This is a genomic window from Prevotella sp. P4-51 (genome assembly GCF_002251455.1).
GTDB lineage: Bacteria > Bacteroidota > Bacteroidia > Bacteroidales > Bacteroidaceae > Prevotella.
In genome coordinates this window covers 204,702-217,345 of record NZ_NPJM01000031.1, presented here as the reverse complement: position 1 = coordinate 217,345, position 12,644 = coordinate 204,702, and the positions used below count along the sequence as shown (strand labels likewise).

General features: G+C 46.3%; 10 protein-coding genes. All 10 read left to right on the top strand.

All coding sequences use genetic code 11. From position 1 onward, the window contains the following. Positions 1–375 precede the first annotated feature (375 nt). Entirely contained in the window at positions 376–3,993 is a 3,618-nt protein-coding gene (gene ileS, locus CIK94_RS03705; protein WP_094421372.1) for an isoleucine--tRNA ligase, read from the top strand. Between the two features lie 70 nt (positions 3,994–4,063). Further along, positions 4,064–4,444: a molecular chaperone DnaK gene (locus tag CIK94_RS03700; RefSeq protein ID WP_094421370.1), complete on the top strand. Its 381-nt coding sequence runs from the start codon at positions 4,064–4,066 to the stop codon at positions 4,442–4,444. Position 4,445: 1 nt separating this feature from the next. Further along, positions 4,446–5,114: a lipoprotein signal peptidase gene (locus CIK94_RS03695; RefSeq protein ID WP_094388924.1), complete on the top strand. Its 669-nt coding sequence runs from the start codon at positions 4,446–4,448 to the stop codon at positions 5,112–5,114. Continuing rightward, the gene (locus CIK94_RS03690; RefSeq protein WP_094421368.1) at positions 5,089–6,054 is read left to right on the top strand and encodes a DUF4296 domain-containing protein; all 966 of its coding nucleotides are present in this window, start codon (positions 5,089–5,091) and stop codon (positions 6,052–6,054) included. Before CIK94_RS03695 ends, CIK94_RS03690 begins: the two co-directional genes overlap by 26 nt. A gap of 36 nt (positions 6,055–6,090) precedes the next feature. Beyond that, the gene (nadC, locus tag CIK94_RS03685; RefSeq protein WP_022311465.1) at positions 6,091–6,939 is read left to right on the top strand and encodes a carboxylating nicotinate-nucleotide diphosphorylase; all 849 of its coding nucleotides are present in this window, start codon (positions 6,091–6,093) and stop codon (positions 6,937–6,939) included. Positions 6,940–7,000: 61 nt separating this feature from the next. Further along, positions 7,001–8,590, top strand: coding sequence for a dipeptidase (locus CIK94_RS03680; protein ID WP_371591407.1), 1,590 nt, complete (start codon positions 7,001–7,003; stop codon positions 8,588–8,590). A 185-nt stretch (positions 8,591–8,775) separates the two neighbouring features. Then, positions 8,776–9,726 (top strand): signal recognition particle-docking protein FtsY, encoded by a 951-nt coding sequence (gene ftsY, locus CIK94_RS03675; RefSeq protein WP_094387134.1) that lies wholly within the window; start codon positions 8,776–8,778, stop codon positions 9,724–9,726. A gap of 16 nt (positions 9,727–9,742) precedes the next feature. Further along, positions 9,743–11,053, top strand: a complete 1,311-nt coding sequence (gene rimO, locus CIK94_RS03670) for a 30S ribosomal protein S12 methylthiotransferase RimO (RefSeq protein ID WP_094421364.1) — start codon at positions 9,743–9,745, stop codon at positions 11,051–11,053. Continuing rightward, the gene (locus CIK94_RS03665) at positions 11,050–11,343 is read left to right on the top strand and encodes an HU family DNA-binding protein (protein ID WP_094387136.1); all 294 of its coding nucleotides are present in this window, start codon (positions 11,050–11,052) and stop codon (positions 11,341–11,343) included. The genes rimO and CIK94_RS03665 overlap by 4 nt, the downstream gene beginning before the upstream one ends. After that, entirely contained in the window at positions 11,336–12,634 is a 1,299-nt protein-coding gene (locus CIK94_RS03660) for an HU family DNA-binding protein (protein ID WP_094421362.1), read from the top strand. Before CIK94_RS03665 ends, CIK94_RS03660 begins: the two co-directional genes overlap by 8 nt. Positions 12,635–12,644 lie beyond the last annotated feature (10 nt).

Sequence of the window (12,644 nt, the reverse complement as noted above, 5' to 3'; positions counted from 1 at the left end):
TTGTGGGCCCTGTTTCGGTCTTTGTGTCCCTATGAGGTAGCTTTCAAACGTTTCGCGCGGTTTCTGAGAATCACTGCCATTCTGCTTGCTATCATTCAGAATGAAGGAAACCTTAAAACAAATTCTTTGTAAATATACTTGGAACTTTGGCAGATTGTCTTTTTCCGTCTAATACAACTTACGCTTATTGTACAAAGGACTATTGATAGACAATTGGTGCCGTTCCCTATTGCCGAACCTGCACTAAATGCTTGTTTGTGATAGCGCCATACATAAAAAACCTCTAAAATTGTGCATATCATCGATTTTTTTGTGTAACTTTGCCAAATTAAAAAAAAACAGGTATAATAGGTATTAAACGCAAACATAGGTAATATGGCTAAGAAATTTGCCGAACACAATGGCTTGAATCTTGTTGAGGTTAACAAGAGCGTATTGGAAGAGTGGAAGAAGAATGATATCTTCCACAAAAGTATTGATGAGCGTGATGGCAATCCCCAATTTATATTTTTTGAAGGTCCTCCTTCAGCCAATGGTCACCCTGGTATCCATCATGTTCTGGCACGTGCCATCAAGGATACATTCAATCGCTATAAGACCATGCAGGGAATGCAGGTACACCGCAAGGCAGGATGGGACACTCATGGACTTCCTGTAGAATTGGGTGTGGAGAAAGAACTTGGTATTACCAAAAAAGATATTGACAACAAGGCATCGGACAAGTATATCTCAACGGAAGAGTACAACCATAAGTGTCGTGAAAACGTAATGAAGTTTACCGCTGAGTGGCGTCAACTTACCGAGGAGATGGGATATTTCGTAGATCTTGACCATCCCTACATCACTTACGACAACAAATACATTGAGACCCTTTGGTGGCTTCTCAAGCAGCTTTATAATAAGGGACTGCTCTATAAGGGTTATACTATCCAGCCTTACAGCCCCGGTGCCGGAACCGGTCTTTCGAGTCATGAGCTCAATCAGCCGGGATGCTACCGCGATGTCAAGGACCTTACCGTAACAGCTCAGTTTGAAATCGTCAATCCTAAAGAGGAGTGGACCAAGTGGGGAACTCCATACTTTGTGGCATGGACTACCACTCCATGGACATTGCCCTCCAATGTGGCGCTCTGCGTAGGCCCCAAGATTGACTATGTGGCTGTGGAGACATATAATCCCTATTCGGGCGAGCCTATGACCATGATTATGGCCGAAAACCTCGTGACTTCATACCTCAAGGCCGATCATGAAGCCAAAGAGGGAGAACTGCCTGCATTTGACAAAGACAAGAAGATATGCCCTTGGCGCATCGTGGACCGCATGAAGGGTACTGAACTTGAAGGATACCACTATCGCCAGCTCATGCCGTGGGTCAAGCCTTGCGAGAAACTTAATGATCTGTCACCCGCCTTTGTAAGCGATTATGCCGAGGCTCATCCGGAAAAGGTTTTTGCCAGCGAGGATGGTCGTGACCGTTTTGTTGAAATGAATGACCAGGCTTTCCGCGTAATCTTGGGCGATTATGTGACCACAGACGACGGTACTGGCATTGTTCACATTGCTCCTACGTTCGGTGCCGACGACGCCAAGGTAGCCAAAGATGCCAATATTCCGGCACTATACCTTATTAATAAAAAGGGCGAGACTCGTCCGATGGTAGATTTGCAGGGTAAGTTCTATCTCATTGAAGACCTGGATACTAACTTTGTCAATGCTTGTGTGGACAAAGATTTGTATGCTAACCATGCGGGTGATTATGTCAAGAATGCTTATGATCCACGCTTCAACGAGAACGGAGTATGGGACAAGGCTGCATCCGACAAGGCCGAAGACCTGAACGTGGTATTGTGTATGGAACTCAAGATGGAGGGTAAGGCTCTCCGTACAGAGAAGCATGTGCACAATTATCCTCACTGCTGGCGTACGGACAAGCCAATTTTGTACTATCCTCTTGATTCTTGGTTTATCAAAGATACCGCTGCTAAAGAGAGAATGGTGGAACTCAACAAGACCATCAATTGGCAGCCCGAGTCAACAGGAAGTGGACGCTTTGGCAACTGGCTGGAGAACCTCAACGACTGGAACCTCTCGCGTTCTCGTTTCTGGGGTACGCCGCTCCCTATTTGGCGCGATTCCAATCGTAACGAGAAGTGTATTGGTAGCGTCGAAGAACTCTACGATGAAATTGAGCGATCGGTAGAGGCAGGTGTGATGAAGAGCAATCCGCTGAAAGACAATGGATTCGTTCCTGGAGATTATTCTCAGGAGAATTATGACCGTATAGACCTCCACCGCCCTTATGTGGACAATATCGTGCTTGTCAATGCCGCAGGTAAACCAATGTATCGTGAAACCGACCTGATAGATGTTTGGTTTGATAGTGGCTCTATGCCCTATGCCCAGCTGCACTATCCATTCGAGGGAGAGATGGCACGCGGTACAGAAGCCGATCGTCAGGCTATGATACACTCTGATTACGAAGGAACGCCAATACCTCCTGCCTATTTCCCAGCCGACTTTATCAACGAAGGAGTCGACCAGACTCGAGGATGGTTCTTCACGCTTCATGCTATTGCTACAATGATATTCGATAGTGTAGCATTCAAGAATGTTATTTCTACCGGCTTGGTTCTTGATGCCAAAGGCAATAAGATGAGTAAGCATGTGGGCAATGTGACCAATCCATTTGAAATGATGGAGAAGTATGGTGCTGACCCTGTACGCTTCTATATGATGACCAACAGCGAGCCATGGGATAATCTCAAGTTCGATCCTGAAGGCGTGGATGAAGTTCGTCGCAAGTTCTTCGGTACATTATATAATACATATAGCTTCTTGGCTCTTTATGCCAACGTTGATGGTTTTGACCCGGAGACCATGCTTAATCAAGGCAATCTGGCAGAACGCCCAGAGATTGACCGTTGGATTATTTCCAAGGCCAATTCTTTGATTATTAATGTCTGCAAGCAGTTGAATGATTATGATCCAACAAGAGCAGGCCGTTTGATAGACAATTTCGTCAACGATGACTTGAGCAACTGGTATGTACGCCTCAACCGTAAACGTTTCTGGGGCAAAGAAATGGACAGTGACAAGCTCAACGCCTATCAGACACTTTATTCATGTCTGATGACAGTAGCCAAGCTCGTTGCACCGTTTGCTCCGTTCTATGCTGATCGTCTCTATCACGACCTTGGTGGAAAGATGGAGAGTGTGCATCTGGAGAGTTATCCTGTGGCTGATACCGAGGCCATTGATGCCGAACTTGAAGCCCGCATGGATATCGCTCAGAAGATAACATCCATGACTTTGGCTCTCCGTCGTAAAGTTAACATCAAGGTTCGTCAGCCTTTGGCCCAACTGATGATTCCCGCCATCGACGACAAGCAGAAGCAGCGTATCTGCGCTGTCAAAGACCTTATTAAGAATGAGGTGAATGTCAAGGAGGTCAACTTTGTAGAGAATTCTGGATTCCTCGTGAAGAAGGTAAAGTGCAACTTCCGCGTGATGGGCAAAAAGTTCGGCAAGCTGATGAAGAGTGTTGCTGCCCATATGGATGGCTTGGATCAAGACGCGATAGCATTGTTGGAACAGAATGGTAGCATTTCGTTTGATATCGATGGTGCTCCTGTCACCGTTGATGTAGCAGATGTCGAAATCATCAGCGAGGATATCCCTGGATGGCTCGTTTCCAATGATGGAAATCTCACTGTGGCATTGGAGGTTGAACTGACCGAAGATTTGCTCAATGAAGGTATGGCACGTGAACTCATTAATCGCATTCAGAACATGCGAAAGGACGCTGGTCTTGAAATTACTGACCGCATAGCAATAAAGGTCAGTCCTAATGACAGTATTGCCAAGGCTATTGCCAACTACGAGGATTATGTGAAAACTCAAGTTTTGGCCGATAGTATCTCTGTGGAGGACAATGCTGGGACAGATGTAGAGTTTGATAATTTTGTCGTTCGCATACAAGTAACTAAAATTTAATAATAATAATCCAACCATGGCGCAGTTGTCAAGCGATGTCTGCGTCATGGTTAACCTAAATCACCGATGCATGGAAACTAAGGTACGTTACAGCGATGAAGAACTCCAGGAGTTCCGCGCTATTATTAATGACAAACTGGCAGTTGCACGTGAGAGTTATAGCAAGGTAATGCGTAGGCTGATGAATCAGGATACCAATGATGTTGATGATACATCTCCTACATATAAAGCATTGGAGGAGGGTAGTCTTACCCAATCCAAGGAACAGTTGGTGGAGATGGCGGCACGGCATCAGAAGTTTATCCAAGGTTTGGAGGCGGCATTGATTCGTATAGACAACAAAACCTATGGTATAGACCGTATGACAGGTGAGCTTATACCAAAGGAGCGTTTACGCGCGGTGCCCCATGCCACTCTGAGCGTGGCGTCAAAAAATGCTCGCAAGCAATAAAATGAAGGATATTAGAAATGTTGTGACCCGAGGACGTCTCTCGGTTCTGCTTATTGTGGTGCTATTGGTTATTGACCAGATTATCAAGATTCTGGTCAAGACTAATATGTGCTTGGGTGATGCCATCCATATAACTGATTGGTTTTATATCGATTTCGTGGAAAACAATGGTATGGCGTATGGCATGACGTTTATCAACAAGTTCCTGCTTAGCCTATTGCGTATAGCTGCTATCTGCATTATAGGTTGGTATATTCATCGCCAGATAAAAGTACGTGCCCGCTATTGTTATATCATTTTGTTGTCTATGGTATTTGCCGGGGCTGCAGGAAATATATTTGACTCTATGTTCTATGGGCTTGTCTTTGATGCTTCAACCCCATTTGACGTTTCCTCTCTTGTTCCCTTTGGCACTGGCTATGCTCCATTCCTGATGGGAAAGGTGGTAGACATGTTCTATTTCCCAATCATCGTAACGACGTGGCCTTCATGGGTTCCAATGGTAGGTGGCTCTGAATTCATTTTCTTCTCACCCGTATTCAACTTTGCTGATGCTTGCATTAGCGTAGGTGTGGTTATGTTGCTCTTAGTTTGTCGCAAAGAGCTTGAGACCTTATCTCTTTTTTCCCAATCTAACAAGAAGGATGTTGATAATTCAGAACAAAAATAAAAGGATGTTAGGTAAGGTGCTCTCCTTTATATCCGTTTCATTTCTGCTTATATTTATGCAAGGATGTAAGCCATCCTTGCCTTCAGACATTCTGTCACGTGGAGAAATGGAGGATGTTATGTACGACTATCATCTTTCTAAGAGTTTGGCTTCTCAGCAGGGGAACCCTGGAGAATGGGAGCGTATTTATGAGGATGCGGTTCTTCGCAAACATGGGATTACACAGGAGCAGTTTGACCGTTCGCTGACCTATTATATGCGTCATACCGACGAGCTTTCTAAGATATATGACAAACTTGAGGACCGCCTGCGTGCTGAGGCAGGCTCTTTGGGAGTGTCGACATCAGAGTTGGGCAGTCTTGGCACATTGGGTGCGACAGGAGATACTGCCAATGTATGGAGCGAAACGCGTTCTCTTACACTTATTCCCCAAGCTCCATTCAATCAGAAGAGTTTTGTTATAAAGTGTGATACCTCATATCATGCTGGCGATGCCTTTGCATTAGCATTTGATTGCAATTTCATCTATCAAGACGGAATGCGCAATGCTTGTGTGCTTCTTGCTATCACATTGGCAAATGATAGCATCGTTTCTTCTTTCACTCAAGTTTCTATGCCATGTCATCAGACGGTAAAATTGTCTGATTATGGGCGGGTAGGCATTAAGGAGATTCGTGGCTACTTTATTTTGAGCAAGAGCCAAAGCCAACTGGAGTCGGCTACTACTTTGCAGCTTATGTTTATCAATAACATACAATTGGTAAGAATGCACTCCAAGCCACAGCCGGCTACATTACCGGATGATGCAGATACATCGGAAATACGTCCGGTTAACGTGCCCCCAATCCCCCGCAAACCTTTATCCCTCCCACAAAGCGCTTCTGGGCAAGTGCAGCAAATAGATAGGACGTTGAAGGTAGAGCCCACAAAGTTGAAATAACTCATTAATTTAGTGTCAAATAAAATTATTCAAGTCATGCAGAGTGTTAACGAATTAATAGACAGACTGATTGATTTGTCTTTTGCAGAAGATATTGGTGATGGTGACCACACCACACTATGTTGCATCCCTGAAGATGCTATGGGTAAGTCTCATCTCCTCATCAAGGAAGATGGAATCCTTGCCGGTGTAGAAATTGCCAAGGAAGTTTTTGCCCGCTTCGACCCAACTATGGTTGTAGAGGTACTCATTAATGATGGAGCCAAGGTTCATCGTGGCGATATCGCAATGGTTGTAACTGGCAAGGTAAGGTCTTTGCTGCAGACCGAGCGCCTTATGCTCAATATCATGCAGCGTATGAGCGGTATTGCCACAATGACCCATCGTTATGTAGAACGTATAGAAGGTACTGGTGCACATGTTCTCGACACACGTAAAACCACTCCTGGTATGCGAATGCTTGAAAAGATGGCAGTCAAGATTGGCGGTGGCGTAAACCATCGTATCGGTCTTTTTGATATGATATTACTCAAGGACAATCATATTGATTTTGCTGGCGGTATTTCCAACGCTATCAACCGTTGTCATGCTTATCTTAAGGAACGCAACCTTGACCTGAAGATTGAGATTGAGGTTCGTAATTTCGATGAGCTCAATCAGGTCCTTGAATGTGGCGGTGTAAATCGTATTATGCTTGACAACTTTACTGTGGCAGATACCAAGAAGGCTGTAGATCTCATCAATCATCGTTATGAGGTTGAGTCGAGTGGCAATATAACCCTTGATACCATTCGCAGCTATGCCGAGCAAGGTGTAGATTATGTTTCTGTCGGTGCTCTTACTCATTCTGTAAAGGGCCTTGATATGAGTTTCAAAGCCTGTTAATCTTTCGCCTATGTATCGTTATATCATAGCATTTATCTTCTCATTGGTGAGTGCAAGCAGTATGGCCTGTACCAATTTTATAGTGGGAAAACAGGCTTCTACCGATGGTTCGGTCATCTGCACTTATAATGCCGATGATTATGGCATGTTCATCAATCTTGCCCACTATCCTGCGGGAATTCATCCCAAGGGAACTATGCGCCAGATTTATGATTGGGACAATGGTGAATATCATGGAGCCATCCCCGAGGCACCTGTTACATATAATGTGATTGGCAATATCAACGAATATCAGGTTACTATTGGCGAAACCACCTATGGTGGACGTGAAGAGATGATAGACCCTACCGGTATTCTTGATTATGGTAGCCTAATATACATCGCGCTTCAGCGTAGCCGCACGGCCCGCGAAGCCATTGAGGTGATGACCACGCTGGCAGAGACCTACGGCTTCAATAGTAGTGGTGAGACATTTACTATCTGTGACCCCAACGAGGCCTGGATTATGGAGATGATGGGCAAGGGACCTGGTTCCAAGAGCGTGGTTTGGGTGGCTATGCGTATTCCCGACAATGCCATTTGTGCCCATGCCAACCAGAGCCGCATAGGCAAATTCAATATGAAGGACAAGAAGAATGTCCTTTATTCCAAGGATGTAATCAGCTTTGCTCGTTCTAAGGGATGGTTTACTGGCAAGGACGCCGATTTCTCTTGGAAGTGGGTATATGCAGCTCCCGATTTCGGCGGACGCCGATTCTGCGACGCACGCGTTTGGAGTTTCTTCCGTCATTTTGACAAGGGCTTCGACCGTTATCTCCCATGGGCATTGGGTAAAGATAAAGATGCCGAAGATATGCCTTTGTGGATTGTTCCCGACCACAAGGTTTCTGTTCAGGAGGTGCAGGCATGTATGCGAGACCATTATGAAGGCACTCCTCTTGCCACCGATACTCTTGATATGGGTGGCGGTATCTGGCAGATGCCTTATCGTCCCACTCCGTTGTCATATACGGTTGATGGCGTCAAGTATTTCAATGAGCGCCCGACCAGTACCCAGCAGTCTGCTTTCAGTTATGTCAGCCAGATGCGCTCGTGGTTGCCTCGTGAGATTGGAGGCGTTATATGGTGGGGTAACGATGATGGCAATATGATAGCCTATACTCCCATATATTGTGGCAATACCGTGCAGCCCGAGTGTTATAATACGCCTGGAGCTGATGCTGTTACATTCTCAGACCGCAATGCTTATTGGGTTTGCAACTGGGTAAGCAATATGGTTTATCCCCGTTATAGCCAGATGTTCCCCACTTTGCGTGAGGTGCGTGACAGTTTGGAGAATAGTTATTTTGCTCAGCAAAAGAGTGTTGAAGACGAAGCCCTCACCTTATATAATAAGGATAAGGCTGCTGCTCTCAAATATCTCAACGATTATAGCAACACTCAGGCTCAGAACATGCTTGCTACATGGCGTGAACTTGCTACTTTCCTCATTGTTAAATACAATGATATGGTTGTCAAGCCCACCGAAGGACGTACTTTCCTGCGTACCAAGACAGGATTGGGAGCCCGTGTAAAGCGAGAGGGTTATCCTGAACAGTTTGCCCGCCAGTTTGTCAAGACTACAGGGACGAAGTTCCAGTCTCCAGAGTAGTCTGATAAAAAAATCATATAACCTTGCAATTGTTACAGATTGCAAGGTTTTTTATTTCATTATGTTCATATTCATTTCTTCCATGTTTATTTTTTTATCAGCTGTTAAAGAAATGAAAACATTGCTTCGCCTAATTGGAAAAAATACCGTAACTTTGCAAATATATAATAATAAACAAGTTACTCATGGGTATTTTTGATTTTTTTAGCAAGAAGAAGAAGGAAACACTGGATCAGGGATTAGAGAAAACCAAGCAGAGTGTCTTTGAGAAGATTTCGCGCGCCGTTGCCGGAAAATCCAAAGTTGACGACGAGGTTCTCGATGATTTGGAGGAAGTGCTGATAACCTCTGATGTGGGTGTCGATACAACCATTAAGATTATTGACCGCATCCAGCAGCGTGCCGCACGCGACAAGTATGTCTCTACCTCCGAACTGAATGCCATCCTTCGTGACGAAATCGCAACTCTGCTTGCTGAGAATGATAAGGATAGTTTTGCAAATTGGGATCTTCCTGGCGACCATAAGCCCTATGTTATTTTGGTTGTCGGAGTCAATGGTGTGGGCAAGACCACTACCATAGGCAAGTTGGCCTACCAATTCAAGCATGCTGGCAAGAAAGTTTATCTTGGTGCTGCCGATACGTTCCGTGCCGCTGCTGTTGAGCAGTTGCAGATATGGGGCGACCGGGTAGGAGTTCCTGTTATCAAGCAGCAGATGGGTGCAGACCCCGCTTCCGTTGCTTTCGACACTCTTCAGAGTGCCAAGGCCAACGATGCCGATGTAGTGCTTATTGATACGGCAGGCCGCCTTCACAATAAGGTGGGCTTGATGAACGAGCTCAAGAAAATCAAGGACGTGATGAAAAAGATTCTTCCCCAGGCACCCGATGAGGTAATGCTTGTCCTTGACGGAAGTACAGGTCAGAATGCCTTTGAGCAGGCTAAGCAGTTCAGTGCGGTCACCCAGATTACCAGCCTTGCCATTACCAAACTTGACGGCACAGCCAAAGGTGGCGTTGTTATAGGAATCTCAGACCAGCTCAAAGTGCCTGTGAAGTTCATCGGACTTGGTGAGAAGATGGAAGACCTGCAACTTTTTGACCGTAAGGAGTTCGTTGATTCTTTGTTTAAGTAAAACAGGCAAGAGTAACATGAAAAAGAAGCATATCGACTTCATCACCATGGGATGCTCCAAGAATCTTGTAGATTCAGAGAGCCTGATGCGTCGGCTGGAGTCCAACGGCTATCATTGCACGCACGACCCTAAGCATCCTTCGGGCGAGATTGCCATAATCAACACTTGTGGCTTTATTGGCGATGCCAAGGAAGAGAGCGTCAATATGATATTGGAATATGCCCAGCGTAAGCAGCAGGGTAAGTTGTCACGCCTCTATGTCATGGGCTGCCTTTCGCAGCGATATCTGGATGACCTTGAGGCCGAAATTCCTGAAGTGGACAAGTATTATGGCAAATTCAATTTCAATCAGTTGATTGCCGACTTAGGTCCGGCTGAGGGTTGCGTTCAGGCTGGTCCCGATTCGCTTCCGGTTCGCCATCTTACCACGCCTCACCATTATGCTTATGTCAAAATAGCCGAAGGATGCGACCGTCGTTGTGCCTATTGTGCTATCCCGCTTATTACCGGCAAGCACCATTCGCGTCCTAAGCAGGAAATCTTGGATGAGATACGTTCGCTTGTTGCCGGTGGCACCTGCGAGTTTCAGATTATTGAGCAGGAATTGACTTACTATGGCGTAGATATCGATGGCAAGCGTCATATTGCAGATTTGATAGAGGACATTGCCAATATCAATGGCGTCAAATGGATTCGTCTCCATTATGCCTATCCCAATCAGTTCCCAATGGAGCTGCTTGATGTGATGGCCCGCCACGACAATGTCTGCAAATATCTCGATATCGCCCTACAGCATATATCCGACCACATGCTTGAGCGCATGCACCGCCATGTCTCCAAGCAGGAAACCATCGACCTCGTGAAGGCCATCCGCCAGCGCGTGCCCGGTATTCATTTGCGTACCACGCTCATGGTCGGATTTCCCGGTGAAACCGATGAAGATTTCAATGAACTTGTCGAGTTCGTGCGTTGGGCACGCTTTGAAAGGATGGGCGCCTTTGCTTATTCAGAAGAAGAGGGGACATATAGTGCCCAGCACTATGCCGACGATGTTGCACCAGAGGTCAAGGAGCAGCGACTTGCCCAGCTTATGGCCGTGCAGCAGGATATAAGTGAAGAGATTGAGGCCGCCAAGGTTGGACGTGTCATGCAAGTGATTATTGACCGCAAGGAGGGGGACTATTATATAGGACGCACAGAGTTCTGTTCGCCCGAAGTCGACCCCGAAGTTCTCATTCGTGCGTTACGCCCATTGCGTGTAGGCCGTTTCTATCAAGTAAGAATTACAGACTCCGATGAGTTTGATTTGTATGGTGAAGTAGTATGAACAACAAGGAATTTATTGCAGCTCTGTCACAACGCAGCGGATATACCCAGACCGATACACAGCGGTTGGTTAATTCGCTTATTGACGAGATGGCCAACTGTTTTGGCGAAGGTGAAGTCGTTTCCATTCCGTCTTTCGGGTCGTTTGAGGTAAAGAAACGTTTGGAGCGCGTTGTTGTCAACCCTTCGTCGGGTGTGCGCATGCTGGTTCCCCCTAAACTTGTTTTGGGATTCAAGCCCGCAGCATCGGTTAAGGAACAATTAAAATACGGAGGAGGAAGCGATGAGTAAAGTTGGCATAAAGGAGCTGGCAACCATTCTTGCCAAGAAGCGCAAACTTGATTCCGAGGCAGCTCTTGCGTTTGTCGAGAGCTTCTTTGACGTCCTCTGCGACAGCCTCCGTGATGAAAAGATGGTAAAGGTCAAAGGGCTTGGCACATTCAAGGTGGTGCCAGTCAGTGCCCGCAAGAGCGTTGATGTCAATACTGGCGAATCTATCGAGATTTCCGGCCGTGACAAGATTTCTTTTACCCCAGATACAACCCTTCGAGATTTGGTTAACCGCCCATTTGCGCAGTTTGAAACCGTGATGGTCAATGAAGGAGTTGACTTTACCGCTATAGACGAAGCCGCCAATCTGTCACAAAGTGAGGCTGATGTGGATGAGCCTGAAACCGCTGCACATAGCGTAGAACCTTTGCTTGTTGAGACCCAATCACAGGTAAATCCCGAGGTCGAAGAACCAAAGACCGTCGCAGAACCGCAAACTCCGCAGATTGACGAAGCGATAGAAGGCGCTGAGCAAGCGGTGGAAGAGGCAGGGGAAGTGGGAGAAGATACCTCTGAGTCCCAGGAGGCAGCCCCTGCTTGTCAACCGGAAAAGGAAGATGCCAAGGCAGAAAACATAGAAACTGTTCCCGAGCCTGTAGAGATACCCGCCGTTGAAGCGTTAGAGCCTACGCCCATGCCCGTAGCTGTGGTTGATGATAGTGCCAAAATGCTTAGCGAAGTCTTGCGCAAGCAGAACGAACAACTGTCTGAAGCTAACGACCTCCTGCGTGAACAGTTGGAGCGTTCCCATCACCTTATGCGTCTGATAGGCATCGCCGTCGTGGTTGTATTGCTTTTGGTCCTTGGCGGTGGTTATTATATATTTACCAACTTCAGTTCTTTTGCTCGTCTCGCCAATACGGCCACGACGCCTCAGGTTGCCGTTGTTGCCAATCCACAATCCACAGTCAAAGATACGGTTCCCGTCAAGGTTGTCGAGCAGCAGCCAGCGGTCGATGTGCAGCATAAGGACACCACCAAGCATGTGGCTGCAAAAAAAGAAGACAAGCCTGCAGCTGAGCCTCAGCCCATGACCGAGTATAACAATGATGCCCGAGTGCGCACTGGAGCCTATAATATAATAGGTGTAAAAACGACCGTAAAAGTTCGTGCCGGGCAGACCCTCGCATCGATTAGCAAGTATTATCTTGGTCCGGGCATGGAGTGTTATGTAGAGGCGATAAATGGCACGCGTGAAGTCAAGGAAGGACAGATGATTAAGATTCCCGAACTTAAAATAAAGCGGAGATAGTTTGCTCCTT